Origin of the sequence: Aeromicrobium halocynthiae (assembly GCF_039531385.1) — a bacterium.
Classification (GTDB): Bacteria; Actinomycetota; Actinomycetes; order Propionibacteriales; family Nocardioidaceae; genus Aeromicrobium; species Aeromicrobium halocynthiae.
On the sequence record NZ_BAAAPY010000010.1, the window covers coordinates 56,176 to 78,642 of the forward strand.

The window sequence follows — 22,467 nt, forward strand, 5'->3', positions numbered from 1 at the left end:
ACATGAGCCAGGACAACGCGCAATACCGGATCGAGCACGACACGATGGGCGAGATCAGGGTGCCCGCCGACGCCCTCTGGCGAGCTCAGACTCAGCGCGCCGTCGAGAACTTCCCCATCTCCGGCACGCCGATCGAGCCCGCCCAGATCCGCGCGCTCGCGCAGATCAAGGCGGCCTGCGCCCGCGCCAACGGCGAGCTCGGCATCCTCGACGCCGACGTCGCCGAGGCGATCGCCACCGCCGCCGATCAGGTGGCCGCGGGCGACCACGACGACCAGTTCCCGATCGACGTCTTCCAGACCGGTTCCGGCACGTCGAGCAACATGAACACCAACGAGGTCGTCGCGACACTCGCCACCCGGATCCTCGGGCGAGACGTCCACCCCAACGACCACGTCAACGCCTCGCAGTCCAGCAACGACGTCTTCCCGACGTCCATCCACGTGGCGGCGACGGCTGCCGCGACGCACGAGCTGGTGCCGGCGCTGTCCCACCTCGCCGAGAGCCTCGAGCGCAAGGCCGCCGAGTTCTCCGACGTGGTGAAGTCCGGTCGCACGCACCTCATGGACGCCACCCCCGTCACTCTCGGTCAGGAGTTCGCCGGCTACGCGGCCCAGATCCGCAAGGGCGTCGCCCGCGTCGAGTCCGCCGTCCCCGCCACGGCGGAGGTGCCGCTGGGCGGCACCGCCGTCGGCACCGGCATCAACACGCCGATCGGCTTCCCCCAACGGGTCATCGAGCTGCTCGCCGAGGGCACCGGACTGCCCATCACCGAGGCCACCGACCACTTCGAGGCACAGGGTGCCCGCGACGGGCTGGTCGAGATGTCCGGCCAGCTCCGCACCGTCGCGGTCAGCCTCACGAAGATCTGCAACGACCTGCGCTGGATGGGCTCGGGCCCACGCACGGGTCTCGCCGAGATCCACCTGCCCGACCTGCAGCCCGGCTCGAGCATCATGCCCGGGAAGGTCAACCCGGTGCTGCCGGAGGCGACGCTCATGGTGGCCGCGCAGGTCATCGGCAACGACGTCACCATCACCACGGCCGGCCAGTCCGGCTCCTTCGAGCTCAACGTCCAGCTGCCGGTCATCGGCCGCAACCTGCTGGAGTCGATGCGGCTGCTCGCCAACGCCTCCCGCGTCCTGGCCGACCACTGCATCGACGGCATCACCGCCGACGTCGAACGCTGCCTCGAGTACGCCGAGTCGAGTCCGTCGGTCGTCACCCCGCTCAATCGGCACATCGGCTACGAGAACGCCGCCGCGATCGCGAAGAAGTCCGTCGCCGAGCGCAAGACGATCCGCGAGGTCGTCATCGACGAGGGGTACGTCGAGCGCGGGGAGATCACCGAGGCCGACCTCGACGCCGCCCTCGACGTCATGTCCATGACGCGCCCCTGACCGCCATGAACCTGCTCGATGTCGTCCTCGTCCTCATCGGACTCGTCCTGCTCGTGGGTGGGGGCGAGGCCCTCGTGCGGGGCGCATCCTCCATCGCCCAGCGACTCGGCATGTCCTCGCTCGTCGTCGGGCTGACCGTGGTCGCCACCGCGACGTCCGCGCCGGAGTTCGCGGTGACCACCGGCGCCGTGCTGCGAGGCCAGCCCGAGCTCGCGGTCGGCAACGTCGTGGGCAGCAACATCGCCAACATCCTCCTGATCCTCGGCATCTCGGCGATCATCCTGCCGCTGCTCACCAGCCGCCGGCTCCTGCGCATCGACATCCCGTTCATGGTCGCGCTCTCGGTCCTGCTGCTCGTCCTCGCGCTCGACGGGTCCATCTCGCGCTGGGACGGGTTGCTCCTGCTGGGGCTGTTCGTGGCACACCTGGCCTACAGCGTCACCACAGGGCGGAGTGACCCGGACGACCCCGCGGCCGACGAGGCAGCGACACCGCTCCCCCTCGGCCGGGCCGTGGTGGTCCTGGTCGTCGGCGTCGGCCTGCTGGTGCTCGGGTCGCGCTGGCTGGTCGACGGCGCGAGCGCCATCGCCTCCGACCTCGGCCTGAGCGACCTCGTCATCGGCCTGACGGTCGTCGCGATCGGGACGTCGTTGCCGGAGCTGGCGGCGTCCGTCGTCGCGGCCCGCAAGGGCGAGCGCGACCTCGCGATCGGCAACATCGTCGGCAGCAACATCGTCAACATCGGTCTCGTGCTCGGCGTGCCCGCGCTGCTCGTCGGTGACGGCATCGACGTGCCGCGCGCCGCCGTCGTCCTCGACCTCCCCCTGATGATCGCCGTCGCCGTCGCGCTGGTGCCGGTCGCGTTCACCGGGTTCGTCATCCGGCGCTGGGAGGGCGCGATCTTCGTCGCGCTGTACGTCTCCTACCTGGCCTATCTCGTGCTGTGGGCCACCGACCACGACGCCCTCGACAGCTTCACCCTCGTCGTCGGTGCGTTCGTGCTGCCGATCGTGGCGCTGACGCTCGTCCTGCTGGCCGTGCACGAGTGGGGACTCATCCGGGGCCGGGCCCAGGCGCGACGCGAGCGAGGTTGATCGCCTCGCTGCGCGCGGCGAGCTGGAAGCCGGCGTCGTCGGCGACGAGCTCCCAGGCCCCGCCGAACGTCGACGTGGCGTACGCCAGGATGTCCTCCGGCGACCCGTAGCCTCCGGCCCGGTCCAGCAGGACGTGGTCAGGGTCCGCGTCACCGACCGTGCCCAGCCAGTACACCTGACGCTCCGTGCCGAGGTGCGTGATCAGGCCGATGTCCGTCACGACGGACGCGTCGTCGGGGATCTGGGCGATCACCCGGGCAGCGGCCGCCTCCCGAGGGCCCTCGCCCCACAGGTCACCGCGCAGGAGCTCGCCCACCGGTCCACCGACCAGCAGGACGACGGTCACGACCAGGGCCGGCACGCTCGCCCAGCGCAGGCCCGGCTGGCGCCGCATCGCATCGATCGCCGCGACGAACACGATGGGCATCAGCACGAGCGAGTAGTGCCACTCGATGCCCCAGTAGAACTCGACGTCGCCGACGAACCGCCACGCGAACGTGGGCAGGACGAGCAGCGCCCACCGCGAGAACAACGCCGCGAGGCCCGTCACGGCGAACGTCAGCAGCACGGTGAGGAGCTTGCGCTCGACATCGGTGAAGAACGTGATGGCGACGCCGGCGTCGCCTCCGACGTTGCCGGTGTAGTCGTACGCACCGGCGGGGTTGAAGGACGGCAGGACCACGAGCACCACCAGCGCCGTCGTCAGCACGCCGACGGCGCCGAGCACCAGCCCGCGACGACGTTCCCCGACCGACCACAGCACGAGGCCCACGACGGCGACCGTCAGTCCGAGGTCCTCCTTGACCAGCAGCAGTGGCACCGTCCAGAGGACCACCGCACGCCAGCGACGCTCGACGTACGCGGAGCCGGCCAGGGCCAGCAGTGGTGCGGCGAAGGCCACCTCGTGGAACTGTGCGGCGACGGCGTTGACGAGGCCGAAGGACAGCCCGTAGGCGACGCCCATCGCCGTCCCGAAGCGGGTCCCGAGGTGACGCACCGCCAGGGCCGTGATCACCAGGACCGACCAGGCCAGCAGGACGGCCTGCGCGACGAGCAGCGTCTCGGCCGCGGGCGCGAGGCGGTACACCGGGGCCAGCACCGCGATGATCGGGTGGAAGTGGTCGCCGAGCAGGTTGAAGCCCGGGCCCTTGATGTCGACGATCGGCCAGCCGAGGTCGGCGTACCCGCGCAGCGCCTGCTCGAAGATCGCGTTGTCCCACGACGTCGGGACGAGTCGGCGGTGCCGCAGCACCGCGAGCGTCGTGTAGAGCACGGCGCAGGCGAGTGCCCACGCACCGGCGACCGCCCATCCGGTGCGTCGCTGCGTGAGGGTCGACGTGCTCACTCGTCGCGGTCCGTGGCCGGCTCGGAGGACGCGCGGGGACCGGTGCCCGCCGGACCGGGGTCCGCCGACCCCGGCTCCGTCGTCGCCTCCGGCACCGCGACGGTCGGCTCCCAGGACCCCTGCGGCTCGTGCGGCGCCTCGACGGTCGGCTCCCAGGTCGGGTCGCCGTGGGAGCCGGACGCGGTCTCGAGCGTGGCCTCCGGATCGGTTCCCAGCCCGGTCTGCACGTGCTCCGGCTCCGGCTCGGACAAGCGCAGGTTGCGACCGGTCGTCATGTCGAACAGGTGCAGGCGTTCGCGCGGCACGGCCACCTGGGCACTCTGACCCACCTGCAGCCGGCTCGAGCGTCCCCCGATGGTGGCCGGCAGCTCCGCCACGAAGAAGTTCTGGAACAGGTCGAAGTCGAAGGCGTCCTCGATCGCCTCCAGGGCCGACTCGGTCTCCTCGTCGACCTCGTGGCCGAGGTACAGCAGCTGCGTGCCGCCACTCCACTCCACGTCGTCGACGCGCGAGGTCAGGCTGAGCGCGGCCCCGGCCTGCCCGCCCGCGGTCGCGTCGAGGCAGTGCTCGGGGCGGACCCCGAGGATGACCTCGTCCCGCTCGCCGACCAGTCCGGCGAGCTCGGGGTCCAGCGGCACGTCGACCAGCTCCGAGACGAGCCGGTCGCCGCGACGTCGCGCCGGGAACAGGTTCATGGCGGGATGCCCGAGGAAGGCCGCGACGAACAGGTCCGCGGGCTCGGCGTAGATCGACTCGGGCGAGCCCACCTGGCGGACCCGGCCCTGGTGCATCACGACGACCTGGTCGGACAGGGTCAGGGCCTCGTCCACCCGCGACGTCGTGAACACCGAGCTGTGGCCGCTGTCGCGCTGCCACTGCACGATCACCGACCGCACGTGGGTGCGCACCCGGTCGGCCTGCGCCGTGAAGGGCTCGTCGAACAGGTAGCCGAGCGCGTCGCGGACCAGGGCCCGGCCGATCGCGACCCGCTGCCTCTGCGGCTCGTCGAGGTCGGCCGGCTTGAGGCCGAGCAAGGACCCGAGGGCGAGGAAGGCCGCGACCTCGTCGATCCGCTCGACGAGCTCGGCCTTGTCGTGCCGCCGCAGTCGAGCGGCGAAGGCGAGGTTGGCGCGGACGTCGAGGTGCGGGTGCAGCGCGAAGTCCTGGAAGACCATCGCGAGGTCGCGGTCCCTCGCGCCCACCGCGTTGACGACGACGCCGTCGAGCAGCACGTCACCGGCGGTCTGCTCGTCCAGGCCGACGAGCACGCGCAGCAGCGCGCTCTTGCCGGACCCGGGGGGACCGGCGACGGTCACGGCGGTTCCCGAGGGGACGACCAGGTCGACGCCGTCGAGGACGGGCGTGCCGTCCGGGCCGTCGAGGGTGACGCCGCGCAGCTCGATGGTGGTCATCGGTGGGTCCTTCCGATCAGGTGGACGATGCGTCGCGGGGCGAGCAGGAGCAGGACGAGCACCGGCACGAGCCACAGCAGTCCCGCGGCCGCGACCTCGCTGTTCCCGGCCGGTGAGGTCTGCGCGGCCAGCAGCAACGAGGCCGGCAGGGTCTGCGCGTCGGGGCCGGCGGCGAGGGCGGCCCCGGCCACCGTGTCACCAGCCGTCACGAGGAAGACGACCCCGGCGACGACCAGCAGCCCGGGCGCCAGGGCGGGCGCGGCGAAGTGGCGCAGCTCCTGCCGTCGAGTGGCGCCGTCCGCACGCACCGCGTCGCGCAAGTGCCACGGCGCCGCTCGCATGACCGTGACGGACAACCACGACGCCAGCGGCAGGGCGACGAGCAGGCTGAGCGGGAGGGTCGACCACCACCGACCGGCCATGCCGACGTCGAGCAGGGCGACGGACGTCGGGCCGGCGAGCGTCACCAGCGGCGCCACGAGCAGGATCACGAGGACCAGGTAGAGCCATCGACGACCCGGGACCCTGCGTCGCACGAGCGCGTAGGAGGCGGGGACGGCGAGGAGCATCGCGATGGCGGTGGCGGCCGCCGCGACCGCCGCCGACGTGAGCATCGACGTCCGCAGTCCGTCGGCGGCGAGCACCCCTCCGAAGGGCTCCCAGGAGACGGCGCGCGGCCACATCGACGTCGGGGGGTCCCCGGGCGACGTCGCGACGGTGAACGTCCACAGCAGCGGAAGCACGGTGAGGACGAGCATCAGCTCCACCCCGAGGACCGCCCAGAAGGAGACCGGCCGTGCCGTGTCGGCCAGCAGCACGCCGACCGCCCCGGTGATCATCAGGACGATCGCCACCGCCAGCCACACCCACCGGTCGACGCCGGGCACGACGAGGACGCCGACGTTCGCGACGGCGAAGCCCAGCACGAACGCCGTGCCGGCCGCCCACAGTCGCGAGCGGACGGTCGGCCTCACAGCGTCCTCCTCATGCGGGACGTGACGGCGAGCGCCACCCCGACCAGCACGGCGAGCAGGAGCAGGCCGAGAGACAACGCCGCGCCGAGACCGACCTCGAAGGTCTCGAACGTGGTGTCCCACACGAGGGTGGAGACGGTGCGGGGTGCGGCGGCGTCGGCCATCAGGGGCGCCTCGAGGGCGCGGAGCGCGTCGAGGCTCCGGTAGACCACGGCGACGGCGATCGCGGGGGCTGCTGCCGGCCGGGTGACCCGCCACACCCGTTGCCAGGCCGTGGCACCGTCCGCGACGGCGGCCTCGCGAAGGCTCGAGGGGACGCGCGCCAGACCGGCCAGGAGGATCACGGTGGTGATGCCCGTTCCGCGCCACACCTCGGCGGCGACGACGGCCGCCATCGACGCGCTCCGCGAGTCGACGTCGTAGCCGAACCACGCGGGAGCGAAGCCCGCCGTGAGCCCGTCGCGCCACGTGACGGCGGTGACGACGGCGAGCGTCGCGAAGGGCACCAGCAGCAGGACCTGCAACCACCTGGTGCCGTGGGTGAGCCGGCGCAGGGCCGTGGCGAACGCCGCCGCGAGGACGAGCTGGAGGGCGACGGCGACCACCACCAGCGCGAGGGTGACGGCGACGGCCGACCACCACGTGCTGCTCGAGAACACCGAGGCGACCGTCTCGATGCCGACGAAGGTGCGGTCGTCGGGCACCACGAGCGAGGACTGGAAGAGCGACTCCCGCACCGCGACGACGAGGGGCCACCCGACGACGCCGAGCACGACGAGCACTGCCGGAAGCACCCACGGGAGGCCGCCGCGGTTCGGGTCGACGGGCCGGCGCGGCCACTGCGGGCGCGTCGGTGCCGGAGCCCTCACGGCAGCCGCCCGGCGACCGCGTCGGAGACCTCGTCCTGCGACGCCTGAGGGGTGGAGCGGGGCTCGATCCGCTCCAGGGGTTCCCACGTCTCCAGGAGCGCGGAGCGGATCCGCGCCCAGTAGGGCGACGGGGGCACCGTGACGGCGGACCGCACCGACGGCTCGGTGACGTCGGCCAGGGGGTAGGCCGCGACGACGTCCTCGTCGGCGTAGAGCGTGGACCGGGCCGGCCCGTGCCCGGACTCAAGCATCAGGGTGCGTTGCGACGCGGTCGACGTCAGGCAGCGGATCGCGTCGTAGGAGAGGTCGGTGCGTGCGGCGTACAGGGGTACGGCGAGACCGGCGCCCTCCCCCGGCGGGGCGGCCTCGTCGACCACCGGGAACGCGGTCCACTGCAGCTCACGGCCCACGCCGACGAGGGCGGGGTCGGACACGACCGAGCTGGGCGCGAGGAGGAAGGTGGCGTCGGCGACGGCGAATCGTCGTGGCGCGAGCTCGTCCGGCTCACCGGCTCCCAGGTCACCGACGGTGCGCAGGATCTCCGCGGCGGTGCGGCCGGCGTCGGTGTCGAGCCCCACCCTCGGACTGCGTCCCTGGCCGTCGAGCATCGTGCCCCCCGCTCCCTCGACGAGCGCGTTGAGCACGACCGGCACGGCGTTCCCGGCAGGGTCGTCGATCTCGATCGTGGCACCCGTGCGCTCGGCCCCCTCGAGCAGCTGGTCCCACGTGATGGGTCCGCTGGGGTCGAGACCGGCACGCTCGGCCGTGGCGCCGGCCCACCACAGCAGGTACGGGTCGTACCACCACGGCGCCGCGACGAGCTGCTGGCCGTCGCTGGCGGCGAGCAGGGCGGCGGGGAAGACGTCCTCGGCGAACGGTTCCTTCAGGTCCTCGGGGATGGGCGCGAGGAAGCGGGCCGCCGAGAACTCGGTCGTGAGCGACCCGTCGAGGGTGAAGAGGTCGATGGAGTCGTCCTCGGCGAGCATGCGGCGCACGAGGAAGGCGTGGCGCTCGTCGAAGTCCGTCGGCAACGACTCCACGGCGATCGTGTAGTTGCCTGCCGCCTGCACGGTGCACTCCCGGGCGAGCGCCTCGGCGTCGACGCGGTCGGGACCGGTGTACCAGACGAGCTCGGGCGCCATCTCGTCCTGTTCCGCCGCGGCACCACCGCACGCGGCCGAGACCGCCAGCACGAGAGCGCACGCGACGGCGACTCCTCCCTTGCGATGCACGGTGCCACTGTGCCACAGCGACGGTGCGCCCACGCCCGATCGTGACCGGGCGTGGGCGGTGCCGTCAGCGCCTCGAGCGAGGCGGCTGCACGCCTCAGGCGCCGACGTCCTCGAGCATCTCGGTGACCAGCGCCGCCACCGGCGAGCGCTCGGACCTGGTGAGCGTGACGTGGGCGAACAGCGGGTGCCCCTTCAGCTTCTCCACGACCGCGACGACCCCGTCGTGGCGCCCGACCCGGAGGTTGTCGCGTTGGGCGACGTCGTGGGTCAGGACGACCTTGGAGTTCGCGCCGATGCGCGAGAGGACGGTCAGGAGCACGTTGCGCTCCAGCGACTGCGCCTCGTCGACGATGACGAACGAGTCGTGCAGGGAGCGACCACGGATGTGGGTGAGGGGAAGCACCTCCAGCATGCCGCGGGCGAGGATCTCCTCCACGACGTGAGGGGAGACGACGGCCCCGAGGGTGTCGAAGACCGCCTGGGCCCACGGGCCCATCTTCTCGTCGGAGCTGCCCGGCAGGTAGCCGAGCTCCTGACCGCCGACGGCGTACAGGGGACGGAAGACGACGACCTTCTTGTGCTGGCGTCGCTCCATGACCGCCTCGAGCCCGGCGCAGATCGCCATCGCGGACTTGCCGGTGCCGGCCCGGCCCCCGAGGGAGACGATGCCGACGTCGGGGTCGAGCAGGAGGTCGAGGGCGATGCGCTGCTCGGCGGAGCGTCCGTGGATGCCGAAGGCGTCCTTGTCGCCGCGCACGAGCTGCACCCGCTTGTCGGGGGTGACTCGCCCGAGTCCGCTGCCCTTGTCCGACAGGAGCACGAGCCCGGTGTGGCACGGCAGGTCGCGTTCGCCCGTCTCGAGCATCGCGAGGTCGATCGAGCCGTCCTCGTAGAGCGCGTCGAGGTCGGCGCTGGTGACCTCGAGCTCCTCCATCCCGGTCCAGCCGGACTCCAGCGCGAGCTCGGCGCGGTACTCCTCGGCGGCGAGGCCGACGGCGGACGCCTTGACGCGCATCGGCAGGTCCTTGGAGACGAGCACGACGTCGCAGCCCTCGAGCGAGAGGTTCTTGGCGACCGAGAGGATGCGGGTGTCGTTGTCGCCGAGGCGGAACCCAGCCGGCAGGGTCGTGGGGTCGGTGTGGTTGAGCTCGACGCGGACGCTGCCGCCCTCCTCCCCGATCGGCAGGGGGACGTCGAGGGTGCCGTGCTGGACCCTGAGGTCGTCGAGACGACGCAGGGCGTTGCGGGCGAAGTAGCCGAGCTCGGGGTGGTGGCGCTTGGCCTCCAGCTCGGTGACCACGACGACCGGGATGACCACCTCGTGCTCGTGGAACCGCGTGATCGCCCCCGGGTCGGCGAGCAGGACGCTGGTGTCCAGGACGTAGGTGCGGTGCTGGCGCGCTGCGCCGGGCGTGGTGTCGTTCACGACTACTCCTCGGACCCGCGCGCCACCTGCGCCGGCCCTACTCCTCGACTCGAGTGGGGCGGCTGAACTCAGGGGCGAGTCTCAACACACCTGCAACGTACGTCCGCCCCCGCCGCCCGGGCGTGGCGACACGCTGGGGGGCGCGTTACGCCCGGGTGAACTCTCGCCGGACGACCGATTCCCATGAGGTCCTGGTGATCCGACCTCGCTCCCAGGAATCGGTCGCAGACCACGGGAAGCAACCCTGGGTGTGCGCAGGAGAGCCAGGCCCCGTGGACGCCGGCCGCTGATTCCCAGGACCTCATGGGAACCCGACCTGGACCGCGAAGATCCGGTGCCGACCACGGGTCGCTTCCCTGGACACGCGCAGCAAAGCCGTGCTCCGCACCCCGCGAGCCGCTGATTCCCATGACCTCATGGGAATCAGCGGGACGTCAGCGCCGGACCTCAGGCCCCGAAGCGACGCTCCCGGGCAGCGTAGGAGCGCATCGCGCGCAGGAGGTCCACGCGGCGGAACGCCGGCCAGAGGACGTCGGAGAAGTAGAACTCGCTGTGGACGCTCTGCCACAGCAGGAAGCCGGACAGCCGCTGCTCGCCCGACGTGCGGATCACGAGGTCGGGGTCGGGCTGTCCCTTGGTGTACAGGTGCTCGGCGATGTCGTCGACGACGAGGGTCGAGGCCACCTCCTCGAGGGTGCGACCCTTGCGGGACTCCGCACGCAGCAGCGACCGCATCGCGTCGGTCAGCTCCTGACGGCCGCCGTAGCCGACGCAGACGTTGACTTGGAGCAGGCCGTCGTCGCACGGAGTGGCCTCGGCGGCACGCTGCAGGCGGTCGGCGGAGTCCTGCGGGAGCAGCTCGAGGTTGCCGATCAGGCGCAGCTGCCACCGTCCGTCGTCCGCGAGACGACCGACCAGGGCCTCGACGGCGTCGAGGATGCTCGCGAGCTCGCGCCCCGGGCGCTGCAGGTTGTCCGTCGACAGGACCCAGAACGTGACGGTGCCCACGCCCAGCTCGTGGCACCACTCCAGGAACTCGTCGACCTTCGCCGCACCCGCGGCATAGCCCTGCTCCAGATCCATGCGGGCGTCCTTGGCCCATCGGCGGTTCCCGTCGACGATCGCGCCGACGTGGCAGGGCAGCCGATCGCGGTCGAGCCCGCGCAGGATCCTGCGCTCGTAGGTGGCGTACGCCAGGTCACTCAACCCCATGGCGCTAATCTCACCACATGCCCCGCACCGACTCCGAGTCCATGACCGACGAGCTCGGCGAGCGCTTCCGGGACAACTTCGAGGACCTCAAGCCTCACCTGCGCGGATGGCTCCACGCGGCCACCGCTCCCCTGTCGTTCGTCTCCTTCCTCGTCCTGCTCGTCATCGCCGACGACGTGCTGGTGCGTGCCGGTGTCGCGGTCTACATGGTGAGCGCCCTCGCCCTGTTCACGTGCAGCGCGCTCTACCACACCCGGTCGTGGTCCGACGAGGCGACGATCGTGTGGAAGCGCGTCGACCACGCCAACATCTTCGTGCTCATCGCGGGCTCCTACACGCCGTTCTCGCTGCTGCTGCTCGACACGCGGCAGGCCGTCACGATGCTGGTGCTGGTGTGGGGTGGCGCAACCGCCGGCATGCTCTTTCGGATCTTCTGGGTCGGCGCGCCGCGGTGGGCCTACGTCCCGCTGTACGTGCTCCTGGGCTGGGCGGCCGTCCTGTACTGGGGCGAGTTCAGCGCCAACGCCCCGGCGAGCGTCCTCGTGCTGATGGTCGTCGGAGGCGGGCTGTACACGCTCGGCGCGCTCGTCTACGGCTTCAAGTGGCCCGACCCGTACCCACGCTGGTTCGGCTTCCACGAGGTGTTCCACACCCTCACCATCGCCGCGTTCATCGTCCACTACATCGGCGTCAGCATCCTCGCCTACCAGGGCGTGTGAGCGCGGCCGGCCGGCTCGACGTCGCGGCGGGCACGTCCCCGGACGACGTCTACGCCGCGGTCACCGCCTGGGTCGAGGACCGGGGACTCTCGCTCTACCCCGCCCAGGACGAGGCGATCCTCGAGCTCGTCTCGGAGGCGAACGTCGTGCTGGCGACGCCGACCGGATCGGGCAAGAGTCTGGTGGCGACGGCGGCGATCGCCGCGGCGATGGCGCGCGACGAGTGCGCCGTCTACACGGCGCCGATCAAGGCGCTGGTGAGCGAGAAGTTCTTCGACCTCTGCGCGATCTTCGGGCCGGAGAACGTCGGGATGATGACCGGCGACGCGTCGGTCAACGCCGACGCCCCCGTCATCGCGGCGACGGCCGAGGTGCTGGCCAACCTCGCCCTGCGCGAGGGCGCCGACGCCGACGTCGGGCTCGTCGTCATGGACGAGTTCCACTACTACGCTGACCCGGACCGGGGTTGGGCGTGGCAGGTGCCGCTGATCGAGCTGCCAAGGGCCCAGTTCCTGCTGATGTCGGCGACGCTCGGCGACACCACACGCCTGGAGCGCGACCTCACCCGCCGTACCGGCCGGGAGACCGCCCTGGTGACGTCGGCCGAGCGTCCCGTGCCGCTCGTGACCTCCTACGTGACGACGCCGGTGCAGGAGACCGTCACCGAGCTCGTCCAGACCCACCAGGCGCCCGTCTACATCGTGCACTTCACGCAGGCCTCGGCACTGGAGCGGGCGCAGGCCCTGAGCAGCGTCAAGCTCGTCGACCGCGAGCACAAGGACCGCATCGCCGAGGCGATCGGTGGGTTCCGGTTCACGTCGGCGTTCGGCAAGACGCTGTCGCGGCTGGTGCGCATGGGCATCGGCGTCCACCACGCCGGCATGCTGCCGCGCTACCGCCGCCTCGTCGAGCAGCTCGCTCAGCAGGGTCTGCTGGCGGTCGTGTGCGGCACCGACACCCTCGGCGTCGGCATCAACGTCCCCATCCGGACGGTCCTGTTCAGCGGACTGTCCAAGTACGACGGCCGTCGTCAGCGGGTCTTGCAGGTCCGTGAGTTCGCGCAGATCGCCGGACGGGCCGGACGAGCCGGGTTCGACACCACGGGCTCGGTGGTCGTGCAGGCGCCCGACCACGAGGTCGAGAACCTCAAGGCGCTCGCCAAGGCCGGCGACGACCCCAAGAAGCGCCGCAAGGTCGTGCGCAAGAAGCCTCAGGAGGGTCACGTCACGTGGAGCGAGGCGACGTTCGACAAGCTCACGACGGGCACGCCGGAGGCCCTCACGTCACGTCTGCAGGTCAGCCACTCCATGGTCCTGAACCTGCTGACGCGGCCCGGCGACGCCCGCGCGGCGGCCGAGCGACTGATCCGCGAGAGCGACGAGGACGACGCCGCGCAGGAGCGGCTGCTGGCGGAGGTCGACGCGATCGTCGAGGCGCTGCTCGCCGGCGGGGTGGTCGAGGCGGTGGATCCGCCGGACGCCGACGGGCGGACGCTGCGCCTGACCGTCGACCTGCAGGCCAACTTCGCCCTCAACCAGCCCCTCTCCCTCCTGGCGGTCGCGGCGCTGGAGCTGCTGGACCGCGACGCACCTGACTACGCGCTCGACGTCGTCTCGGTGATCGAGGCGATCGTCGAGGACCCCCGGCCGATCATCCGCGCCCAGCTGGACCGTGCCCGCGGGGAGGCGGTCGCGCAGATGAAGGCCGACGGCATCGAGTACGACGAGCGCATGGAGCTGCTGGAGGAGGTCGAACACCCCAAGCCACTGCGTGACCTGCTGGAGACGGCCTACGAGACGTACCGCCAGGGCCACCCGTGGGTCGCCGACCACGAGCTGCGGCCCAAGTCGGTCGTGCGGGAGATGGCAGAGCGGGCGATGACCTTCGCCGAGCTCGTCTCGGAGTACTCGCTGGCACGGTCCGAGGGTCTCGTGCTGCGGTACCTGACCGACGTCTACCGGGCGCTGTCGCGCACGGTGCCCCAGTCGGCGCGCACCGAAGAGCTGACCGACCTGATCGAGTGGCTCGGGGAGGTCGTGCGCCAGACCGACTCCAGCCTGCTCGACGAGTGGGAGGACCTCGTCGACCCCAAGGACCCCGAGACGGTCGCCAGGGCTCGGGAGGTCGCCGAGCAGGGCGGAACCACCCACGCCGTCACCCGCAACGAGCGGGCGTTCCGCGTGCTGGTGCGCAACGCTGCCTTCCGGAGGGTGGAGCTGGCGGCCTTGCGACGCTGGGAGGCGCTCGCCGAGCTCGACACCGACGTCGACTGGCACGAGGCGGTGGCGCGCTACGCCGAGGAGTACCCAGGTGCGGGCCTCGGCACCGGCCCGCAGGCCCGCGGCCCGGCGATGTTCTCCGTGCGCGCCGAGGGCAGGACCTGGCACGTCCGTCAGACCTTCGACGACCCCGAGGGCGACCGTGACTGGGGCTTCTCGGCCGTCGTCGACCTCGACGCGAGCGACGAGTCCGGCACCGCCGAGCTCACGGTGACGTCCGTCGGTCCGCTGTCGGAGCAACCCGCAGGCTCCTGACCCCTGATCGGTGCCTGCGCAACCGAATGGCTGGGGTTCACCGTGATCGGTGCCTGCGCAACCGAGTCCCGGGGCTTGCCGTTGGTGAGGCACCGATCGGCACCGTTTCGCCGATCGGTGCTTGAGCAACCCGTCGGCGCGCCACACGGTTGCTCAGGCACCGATCAGGCCGGGCCGGCCGTCGGTCACGTCCTCAGAGGGCGCCGGGGTCGGTGACGGGCAGCGAACAGACGAAGTCGCGGCACACGTACGCGGTGGCGTGCCCGTCGACGGCGACCCGTCCGGCGAGCAGGGGGACGGCGTCGGTGGGCTCCCCCGCGACCACCACTGCGCCTGGGCTCGTGCGCGCCAGGGCCGCGCGGTGCATCGCATCGCGTTCGGGCCCGTCGTGACCGACCACCGCGATCTCCTCCGGCCCCGCCAGCACCGCCTCCGCCGCGGTGAGGGACCAGCCGGCGAACCGCGGAGCGGCCGTCGACAGCCGGGCAGCACTGGCCAACGCCTCCTCCGCGCCCGCGCGCCAGCGCTGCTCCCCGGTGACCGCTGCCAGCGCGACGAGCGCGTTGGCCAGCGCCGACGTGCCCGACGGGTGCGCGTTGTCGGAGGCGTCCTGCGGCCGGACGAGCAGCTGTTCCCCGTCGGCGGCGGTGTCGAAGAACCCGCCCTCCGGGTCCGCGAAGTGCTCGAGGGCACGACCGAGGAGTCGCTCTGCCCGCTGCAGCCACACGGCCTCGCCGGTGATCCCGAGCAAAGCAACGAACGCCTCGGCGACGCAGCCGTGGTCCTCGAGGACGGCATCGTGCCCGCCGGCCCGTCCGTCGCGCGACGTGCGCACGAAGCGGCCGTCGTCGACGCCGTGCACCGTGGCGAGCAGCTCGGCCGCCTCGCGAGCGGCCGCGCCGTAGCGCGGCTCGGACAGCAGCACCGATGCCTCCGCCAGAGTGGTGACGGCGAGACCGTTCCAGGCGGCGACCACCTTGTCGTCCCGAGCCGGCCTGACCCGCTCGGCCCGCGCGTCGAGCAGGCGCGCCCGCACGTCGGCCCAGCGAGCCGGGTCGTCGGGGTCGCGCAACAGCTGCAGGGTGGAGTAGCCGCGCTCGAACGTGCCCGGCCCGGTGACGCCGAGCAGCTGGACGGCCCAGGCGCCGTCGGTCGTGCCGAGCGCCTTCATCAGCTCGTTCGGGTTCCAGACGTAGTAGGCGCCCTCGTGCACCTGACCCCGGGCGTCCGGGCTGTCGGCGTCGAGCGCCGAGGCGAACGCGCCCTCGGGGGTGCGCATCTCGGCGAGCAGGAAGTCGGCGGTCTCGCGCGCCACCCGCTCGGCCAGCGCAGCGTGCTCGCTCGAGGGATCCAGCGCGCGCTCCGTGCGCCACCAGTGCAGGTAGAAGCGCAGCAGGAGCGCGTTGTCGTAGAGCATCTTCTCGAAGTGCGGCACCCGCCAGAACCGGTCGACGCTGTACCGCGCGAAGCCGCCGGCGAGCTGGTCGTAGATGCCACCGCGGGCCATGGCGCCCGCCGTCGATCGGACGACGGCCAACGTCGCGTCGTCCCCGCTGCGCGCATGACGACGCAGCAGGAACTCCAGCGCCATCGACGGCGGGAACTTCGGGCTCGCCGCGCCGATGCCCCCGGCCTCCTCGTCGTGCTGGCCGACGAGCGCGTCGGCGGCGGCGTCGAGGGCGTCAGCGCCGAGCGCTCCCCCACGGGCGTCGATGCGCTCGTTCAGGTGGTCGAGCACCTGGGAGCCGACGTCGAGCACCTCGTCACGGCGGTTCTCCCACGCCTCCGCCAGCCCCTGCAGCACCTGCGTGAAGGCCGGCATGCCCTGCCGTGGCTCGGGCGGGAAGTAGGTGCCGGCGAAGAACGGCCGACCGTCGGGCGTCAGCACGGCGGTCATGGGCCACCCGCCTTGGCCGGTCATCGCCTGCGTGGCGCGCATGTAGACGGCGTCGACGTCGGGGCGCTCCTCGCGGTCGACCTTCACGTTGACGAAGTGGTCGTTCATGAACGCTGCCGTCGCGGGGTCCTCGAACGACTCGTGCGCCATCACGTGGCACCAGTGGCACGCGGCGTAGCCGACGCTGAGCAGGATCGGCCGGTCGAGGGACTCCGCCAGCGCCAGCGCCTGCGGCCCCCACTCCCACCAGTCGACGGGGTTGTCGGCGTGCTGCTGCAGGTAGGGGCTGCTGGACGCGGCGAGTCGGTTGGGCATGTCCTTCACGCTAGCGACCACCACCCCGGCTGGCCGCACGAGCGTCGACGACCACGCCGCCGTGGGACCATGGGCCCGTGACGCCCCCCGACCACGGCCGCGGACCGGGCGACTACCAGGCCCGCGTCGCGATCTCCGCCGGCATCTGCGTCCTGCTGCATCTGGGGGTCGGCACGGTCGGGCTGTTCGTCATGTTCCTCTTCGCCTACGGGTTCGCCGACGAGGTGACCGCGGAGCTGCACGTCGCCTTCCTCCTCGGCGTCGCGATGGTGGCCGGCCTGTCGGCCCTGTTGGCGACGGGCGTGGCGATGACCGCGCGCCTGCACTGGCGCGCGGCCCTGGGGCTCGGTGCCTCGACGGCGCTGTTCGCCTACGCGCTCGCCCTCGCCGGCGGCACGGTCGTCAGCCTGCTCGACGAGGACCAGGGGTCGGTGACGGCGGACCAGCCGAGCTGGCCCTTCGTGCTGCTCGTCGTCGCTGGACTCGCGGCGTCGTTCCTCGGCGGCCGCAACGCCGTGCGGATCGTCCGCACCGCGCACCCCTGAGCCAGGGTGCGGAGTCGGTCCCAGAGCTGGAGGACCCGAACGGCTAGCCCTGCTTCTCGTCCCGTGGCTGGTCGTCGGCCCGCTCCCCCTCCCAGGGCTGGTTCGCCCGACGGGTGTGCTTGGCGAACGAGCGGACGAGGACCGTCACGCCGAGCGCGAGCCCGAGGACGACGGCGAGCCCGAGCCAGCCGGGCTTGACGTTCTCCGGGTCGAGTCCGGACGGGTCGGCCGCAGCGACCCACATCAACAGCTCCATGCTCCCAGCCTACGCCCGCGGGCCCCGGCCGCCCTCAGCGCAGGCCGGCGAAGAGGTCGTCCTCGGGGACCGACGTGTCCACGCGGGAGTCGACCAGCTGGTAGTCCTCGGTCGGCCACGCCTCTGCCTGCACCTCGTTGGGCACGGCGAAGAACCAGCCGTCGGGGTCGATCTGCGTGGCGTGGGCGAGCAGGGCCGCGTCGCGCACCGGGAAGTACTCGGCGCACTCGACCCGCGTGGTCAACCGGTCCTCGTCCTCCGGCTTGCGCTCCCACGTCTTCATCCGCTCGACGTAGGGGTTCTCGAGACCGTGCCGCTCGAGCGCCTCCGACAGCGCCGTCAGGCGCTTCCAGCTGAACCCGAGATGGTAGTAGAGCTTGCTGACCTGCCACGCCTCGCCGAGGTCGGGACGCCACGTCGGGTCGGCGGCCTTCTCGTAGGCGAAGACGCTGATCTCGTGGCACTTGATGTGGTCGGGGTGGGGGTACCCGCCGTTCTCGTCGTAGGTCGTCAGCACCTGCGGCCGGAAGGACCGCACGAGCCTGACGAGGGGCGCGGCGGCCTCCTCCAGCGGCACCAGCGCGAAGCAGTCCTCCGGCAGCGGGGGCTTGGGATCGCCCTCGGGCCACCCGGAGTCGACGAAGCCGAGCCAGTCCTGCGTCACGCCGAGGATCTCTCGTGCCCGGTCCATCTCCTCGCGGCGGATCTCGGTGATGAGGTCGGGGTTCTCCTCGATGCCGGGGTGCTGGAACTGCGGGTTGAGGATGCTGCCCCGCTCACCGCCGGTGCAGGTGACGACGTGGACGTCGACACCCTCGGCGACGTACCTGGCGGTCGATGCCGCGCCCTTGCTCGACTCGTCGTCGGGGTGGGCATGCACGTGCATGAGTCGCAGCGATTCGGTCACGTGCTCCAGTTTCTCACCAGGGGCGCAGGGACGTCCCGCGAGGTCTGACCGGTGGGACGTCACGGTTCCGTGCCCCGCGGGCGGTGCCGCTCGGGACGCCCTGGGAGAATCGGCACGTGTCCACCCTGGAGAGTCGTTACGGCCGACGCGAGCGTCCCCGCTGGTTCTGGTGGGCCGTCGCGTCCGTGGGCGTCGTGCTGGGTGTGGCGTGGGCGGCGTGGGTCGCCTTCGACGACCCGGCCGTCAGCGCCGACGTGTGGAGCTTCGAGGTCGTCAGCGAGACCCGCACGGTCATCGTGCTCGACGTCCGTCGGGCCGAGCCGGTCGCCGTCACCTGCACCGTGCAGGCGCAAGCGCAGGACCGGTCTGTCGTCGGCGAGCGCACCGTCGACATCGCCGCCGACGACCCCCGCCGCACCCGCCTCGAGATCGACGTCGAGACGCAGCGTCGTGCGGTCACCGGGATCCTGAGGACGTGCCAACGGGCGTAGCCGCTGCTAGACTGATCGATCAACCCCGAGCAGGTGCTCGGGGTTCCGTACGTCGAAGGAGCCGCACATGACGCAGCCCACCGAGACCATCTGGGTCACCCAGGAGGCCTACGACCGCCTCGCCGAGGAGCTCGACCACCTCAAGGGAGACGTGCGCGCCGACATCACCGCCAAGATCGCCGCCGCCCGTGACGAGGGTGACCTCAAGGAGAACGGCGGCTACCACGCCGCCCGCGAGGAGCAGGGCAAGACCGAGGCCCGCATCCGCCAGCTCGAGGACATGCTCCGTCGCGCCGAGGTGGGCGAGAAGCCCGCCGACGACGGCAAGGTCGAGGCCGGCATGAAGGTCACCGTCCGCTTCGCCGGCGACTCCGAGACCGAGACGTTCCTGCTGGGCTCGCGCGAGCTCCTGAGCATGGACTCCGCCGTCGACCTCGACGTCTACTCCCCCACCTCTCCGATGGGCGCCGCGCTCCTCGGTCACCAGAAGGGTGACGAGGTCTCCTACGAGGCCCCGAACGGCAAGAGCATCAGCGTCGAGATCGTCGACGCCACGCCGTTCTGAGCCCGTACGGACCGCCAGGGCGCGTCCGGACGGACGGTCGCGTCGTCAGCTGAACCGGTAGCCCAGCTCGCGCAGCCTGGTCAGCACGTCGGCGCGGTGGTCGGGTCCGCGCGTCGCGCCCTCGATCGCCACCTCCACCTCGCGGACGCCCAACGCGTCGGCTGACCGGTCGTGGGCGACCTCGAGGACGTTGACCCCGAGGTCGGCCAGCACCGACAGCAAGCGCATGAGCTCGCCCGGGGAGTCCGAGAAGCGCACGCGCAGGTGCATGAACCGCCCCGCGGCGGACAAGCCGTGGCGGATCACGTCGAGCAGCACGAGCGGGTCGACGTTGCCGCCGGACAGGACCGTCACGACCGGGGAGCGGAAGGCGTCGGGGCGGTCGAGCAGGGCGGCCACACCGGCGGCACCCGAGGGCTCGACGAGCATCTTGGCGCGCTCCAGCAGACCGATCAACGCCTGGCTCATCGAGTCCTCGCTCACGGTGACGACGTCGTCGAGCTCGGCGGCGATGACCTCGAAGGGGATCAGGCCCGGCTCGGCGACGGCGATGCCGTCGGCCATCGTCGGTCCCATCGCCCCGCGGACCGGCCTGCCCTCGGCGAGGGACCCCGGATAGGCCGCGGCGTCCTCGGCCTGGACGCCGACGATCCGGACGTCCGGACGTCGTTCGCGCAGCAGGGCGATGCCCGCGGCGAGGCCGCCCCCGCCGAGGGGCACGACGATCGTGGCGAGGTCCGGCAGCTGCTCGACGATCTCCAGCCCCACCGTCCCCTGGCCGACGAGGATGTCCCGGTGGTCGAAGGGATGGATCAGCTCGGCACCCGTCGACGCGCTGATCTCCTGGGCCCGCACGAGCGCCTCGGTGACACCCGAGCCGTGGAACTCGATGTCGGCACCGTAGCCACGGGTGGCCTGGACCTTGGGCAGGGCGGCACCCTCGGGCATGACGATCGTGGCACGGCACCCGAGCAGCTGGGCGGCGAGGGCGACGCCCTGGGCGTGGTTGCCGGCACTGGCCGCGACGACACCCCGCGCCCGCTGGGCGGCGCTGAGCCGCGCGATGCGCACGTAGGCTCCGCGGATCTTGAACGACCCCGTCCGCTGGAGGTTCTCGCACTTGAGGTAGACGGGCCCACCCACCCGGGAGGTGAGCCACCGTGAGTGCGCGAGAGGGGTCTCCTCGACGACCGCGTCCAGCAGAGTGCGGGCCTGCTCGACCTCGCGCAGCGCGATCCTCACGACTCCCTCGTCCGTCCGTCGTCGTCGCTGCCCGCACCCGCCTCGTCGGCGTCGGCACCGGCGTCGGCGTCGGCGCGGAGGTCGGCGCTCGTGCTCGCATCGGGTGGTCGTCGCTCGGGAAGCCCGTCCGGTTCCAGGGGCGCTCTGGCCGTCTCTGCCAGGTGACGGACGACCCCGTTGAGTGCGGCCACGATCGGCACGGAGATGAGTGCCCCGAAGATGCCGCTCACCGTGATGCCGGCGGTGATCGCCAGCAGGATCCCGAGGGGGTGGACCGCCACGAACGCCCCCATGAGGAAGGGGTGCAGCACCTGGGACTCGATCTGCTGGACGGCGACGACCGCGAGGAGCATGAACAGGGCCGTGAGCGGACCCTGGGCGACGAGCGCGACCGCGACCGCGACGAACCCCGACAACAACGCGCCCACGATCGGGATGAAGGCGAGCAGGAAGACCAGCACCGCGATCGCGAAGGCGAGGGGTACCCCGAGCAGCCAGGCGGCGATGCCGATGCCGACCGCGTCGATGAAGGCGACGATGACCGTCGCCCGGACGAACGCCGTCAGGCTCTGCCACGCAGCAAGGCCGGAGCTGTGCAGCTTGGCACGGGCGTCGCGCGGGAAGAGCACCACGACGAAGGCCCAGATGCGCCGCCCCTGGTAGAGGAAGAAGAACGCTGCGAACAGCGCGATGAAGAAGCCCGCGACGAAGTACGTGAGCGAGGTGCCGAACGAGGCGACCCGGCCGACGGCCCCGTTCTGCCCGAAGTTCTCGATCGCGTCCTGCACCCGCTCGATGGCCTCGGAGATCTGTGAGTCCGTGAGCCCGAGAGGCCCTTCCTTCGCCCAGGTCTGGATCTCGTCGATCCCGGCGACGACCTGGACGCGAAGCTCGGCGAACTGGGTCGAGAGCTGCTGACCGACGAGCGTCAGGAGGCCGAAGAAGGCGACGAGGAGCCCGACCACGACCGACAGCGCGGCGACGAGCCGCGGGACGCCCCAACGCTCGAGACGGTCGACCGCTCCGACGGCGAGGGCGGCGCCGAGCAGTGCGATGGCGATGGGGACGGTGACCTGGGAGAAGAACCGCAGGAGCCACAGGATGCCGTAGCCGGCCGCACCGATGATGATGATCCGCCAGGCCCACTGCGTGGCGATCTCGACGCCGGGGGGTACCCGGTAGGGCTCGCTGCTCATCGCCGGTTCTCCGTCACCCTGCCGACACTATGCGACGACGTACGCTGATGCTCGAGAGGACAGGTGATGGATCGATGTTCGGAACCCGCAAGGCCGAGCTCCCCAGCCCCGACGAGGCGCTGCCGGGTCGCTCGAGCAGCCCGCACGCGCTCGGAGGTCGTCACGCGGTGCTCGGCACCCCGGTGCAGACCGACGACGTCCCCGACGGGCTCGAGGTCGCGGTGTTCGGGCTGGGGTGCTTCTGGGGCGAGGAGAAGACGTTCTGGGAGACGCGAGGGGTGTGGTCGACGTCGGTCGGCTACGCCGGCGGGATCACCCCGCACCCGACGTACTCCGAGGTCTGCACGGGTCGTACCGGTCACGCCGAGGTGGTGCGCGTGGTGTTCGACCCGCAGGTCGTCACGTTCGACGACCTCCTCACGGTCTTCTGGGAGAACCACGACCCGACGCAGGGCATGCGCCAGGGCAACGACCGGGGCTCGCAGTACCGCTCGATCATCCTCACGACCTCGCCGGAGCAGGCCGAGGCGGCTGAGCGGTCGCGAGAGCACTACCAGCAGAAGATGACCGCGGCCGGCTACGGGAAGATCACGACGGCGATCGTGCCGCTGGAGGCGTACTACTACGCCGAGAGCGAGCACCAGCAGTACCTCGCCAAGAACCCGTACGGCTACTGCCCCATCCACGCGACGGGCGTCGCCTACCAGTGACGGCGGTTCCTGCCGGGCGTCCGGGCTCCTGACCGGTGCCTGTACAACCCGAAGGACGCATTCGGTTGCTATGGCACCGATCGGGCGAAGCCCGCAGATCGGTGCCATAGCAACGGAAAGGGCGCT

20 protein-coding genes are annotated in these 22,467 nt (G+C 71.7%); 8 read left to right on the top strand and 12 right to left on the bottom strand.

The genetic code is table 11. The features are described 5' to 3' along the window. Positions 1–2 precede the first annotated feature (2 nt). Both ABD213_RS12810 and ABD213_RS12815 read left to right on the top strand, forming a co-directional pair. Positions 3–1,400 (top strand): class II fumarate hydratase, encoded by a 1,398-nt coding sequence (locus ABD213_RS12810; RefSeq protein WP_344329310.1) that lies wholly within the window; start codon positions 3–5, stop codon positions 1,398–1,400. A 5-nt stretch (positions 1,401–1,405) separates the two neighbouring features. After that, a complete protein-coding gene (locus tag ABD213_RS12815; protein WP_344329315.1) occupies positions 1,406–2,494 on the top strand; it encodes a calcium/sodium antiporter in 1,089 nt (362 codons plus the stop codon). On the opposite strand, the gene ABD213_RS12820 is transcribed toward ABD213_RS12815, so the two are convergent. The 7 genes from ABD213_RS12820 to uppS all read right to left on the bottom strand — a co-directional run bounded on the left by ABD213_RS12820 (position 2,454) and on the right by uppS (position 10,964). Next, entirely contained in the window at positions 2,454–3,839 is a 1,386-nt protein-coding gene (locus ABD213_RS12820) for a DUF2079 domain-containing protein (protein ID WP_344329320.1), read from the bottom strand. The genes ABD213_RS12815 and ABD213_RS12820 overlap by 41 nt on opposite strands. Further along, positions 3,836–5,251 carry an ABC transporter ATP-binding protein gene (locus ABD213_RS12825; RefSeq protein ID WP_344329324.1) on the bottom strand — a complete coding sequence of 472 codons (1,416 nt, stop codon included), beginning with the start codon at positions 5,249–5,251 and terminating at the stop codon, positions 3,836–3,838. Before ABD213_RS12825 ends, ABD213_RS12820 begins: the two co-directional genes overlap by 4 nt. Then, the gene (locus tag ABD213_RS12830) at positions 5,248–6,225 is read right to left on the bottom strand and encodes an ABC transporter permease subunit (RefSeq protein ID WP_344329330.1); all 978 of its coding nucleotides are present in this window, start codon (positions 6,223–6,225) and stop codon (positions 5,248–5,250) included. The genes ABD213_RS12825 and ABD213_RS12830 overlap by 4 nt, the downstream gene beginning before the upstream one ends. Further along, positions 6,222–7,094: a carbohydrate ABC transporter permease gene (locus tag ABD213_RS12835; protein ID WP_344329335.1), complete on the bottom strand. Its 873-nt coding sequence runs from the start codon at positions 7,092–7,094 to the stop codon at positions 6,222–6,224. Before ABD213_RS12835 ends, ABD213_RS12830 begins: the two co-directional genes overlap by 4 nt. Then, entirely contained in the window at positions 7,091–8,326 is a 1,236-nt protein-coding gene (locus ABD213_RS12840; protein WP_344329339.1) for an extracellular solute-binding protein, read from the bottom strand. The genes ABD213_RS12835 and ABD213_RS12840 overlap by 4 nt, the downstream gene beginning before the upstream one ends. Before the next feature lie 94 nt (positions 8,327–8,420). Further along, positions 8,421–9,752, bottom strand: a complete 1,332-nt coding sequence (phoH2, locus tag ABD213_RS12845; protein ID WP_344329345.1) for an RNA 5'-3' helicase PhoH2 — start codon at positions 9,750–9,752, stop codon at positions 8,421–8,423. A gap of 447 nt (positions 9,753–10,199) precedes the next feature. Continuing rightward, positions 10,200–10,964 carry a polyprenyl diphosphate synthase gene (gene uppS / locus ABD213_RS12850; RefSeq protein ID WP_344329349.1) on the bottom strand — a complete coding sequence of 255 codons (765 nt, stop codon included), beginning with the start codon at positions 10,962–10,964 and terminating at the stop codon, positions 10,200–10,202. Positions 10,965–10,981: 17 nt separating this feature from the next. Between uppS and trhA the strand changes: the two genes are divergently transcribed. Both trhA and ABD213_RS12860 read left to right on the top strand, forming a co-directional pair. Continuing rightward, the gene (gene trhA, locus ABD213_RS12855) at positions 10,982–11,683 is read left to right on the top strand and encodes a PAQR family membrane homeostasis protein TrhA (protein WP_344329364.1); all 702 of its coding nucleotides are present in this window, start codon (positions 10,982–10,984) and stop codon (positions 11,681–11,683) included. Then, on the top strand, positions 11,680–14,217 hold the full coding sequence (locus tag ABD213_RS12860; RefSeq protein ID WP_344329369.1) for a DEAD/DEAH box helicase: 2,538 nt from the start codon (positions 11,680–11,682) through the stop codon (positions 14,215–14,217). Before trhA ends, ABD213_RS12860 begins: the two co-directional genes overlap by 4 nt. A gap of 193 nt (positions 14,218–14,410) precedes the next feature. On the opposite strand, the gene ABD213_RS12865 is transcribed toward ABD213_RS12860, so the two are convergent. Beyond that, positions 14,411–16,429 (bottom strand): thioredoxin domain-containing protein, encoded by a 2,019-nt coding sequence (locus ABD213_RS12865; RefSeq protein ID WP_344329374.1) that lies wholly within the window; start codon positions 16,427–16,429, stop codon positions 14,411–14,413. Between the two features lie 77 nt (positions 16,430–16,506). Here ABD213_RS12865 and ABD213_RS12870 point away from each other — a divergent pair, with 77 nt between their 5' ends. Further along, on the top strand, positions 16,507–16,974 hold the full coding sequence (locus tag ABD213_RS12870) for a hypothetical protein (protein WP_344329379.1): 468 nt from the start codon (positions 16,507–16,509) through the stop codon (positions 16,972–16,974). 43 nt (positions 16,975–17,017) lie between these two features. On the opposite strand, the gene ABD213_RS12875 is transcribed toward ABD213_RS12870, so the two are convergent. Continuing rightward, on the bottom strand, positions 17,018–17,230 hold the full coding sequence (locus ABD213_RS12875; RefSeq protein ID WP_344329385.1) for a hypothetical protein: 213 nt from the start codon (positions 17,228–17,230) through the stop codon (positions 17,018–17,020). A gap of 34 nt (positions 17,231–17,264) precedes the next feature. Further along, positions 17,265–18,137 (bottom strand): mycothiol conjugate amidase Mca, encoded by an 873-nt coding sequence (gene mca / locus ABD213_RS12880; protein WP_344329390.1) that lies wholly within the window; start codon positions 18,135–18,137, stop codon positions 17,265–17,267. Positions 18,138–18,253: 116 nt separating this feature from the next. On the opposite strand from mca, the gene ABD213_RS12885 reads away from it, so the two are divergent. Both ABD213_RS12885 and greA read left to right on the top strand, forming a co-directional pair. Continuing rightward, complete coding sequence (locus tag ABD213_RS12885) at positions 18,254–18,628, top strand: DUF4307 domain-containing protein (protein ID WP_344329396.1); 375 nt, start codon at positions 18,254–18,256, stop codon at positions 18,626–18,628. A gap of 67 nt (positions 18,629–18,695) precedes the next feature. Continuing rightward, positions 18,696–19,193, top strand: a complete 498-nt coding sequence (gene greA / locus ABD213_RS12890; protein ID WP_344329400.1) for a transcription elongation factor GreA — start codon at positions 18,696–18,698, stop codon at positions 19,191–19,193. Positions 19,194–19,238: 45 nt separating this feature from the next. On the opposite strand, the gene ilvA is transcribed toward greA, so the two are convergent. Further along, on the bottom strand, positions 19,239–20,435 hold the full coding sequence (ilvA, locus tag ABD213_RS12895; RefSeq protein ID WP_344329406.1) for a threonine ammonia-lyase: 1,197 nt from the start codon (positions 20,433–20,435) through the stop codon (positions 19,239–19,241). Next, positions 20,432–21,631: an AI-2E family transporter gene (locus ABD213_RS12900; protein WP_344329410.1), complete on the bottom strand. Its 1,200-nt coding sequence runs from the start codon at positions 21,629–21,631 to the stop codon at positions 20,432–20,434. Before ABD213_RS12900 ends, ilvA begins: the two co-directional genes overlap by 4 nt. A gap of 74 nt (positions 21,632–21,705) precedes the next feature. Here ABD213_RS12900 and msrA point away from each other — a divergent pair, with 74 nt between their 5' ends. Further along, positions 21,706–22,341 carry a peptide-methionine (S)-S-oxide reductase MsrA gene (gene msrA / locus ABD213_RS12905; RefSeq protein ID WP_344329414.1) on the top strand — a complete coding sequence of 212 codons (636 nt, stop codon included), beginning with the start codon at positions 21,706–21,708 and terminating at the stop codon, positions 22,339–22,341. Positions 22,342–22,467: the final 126 nt, after the last annotated feature.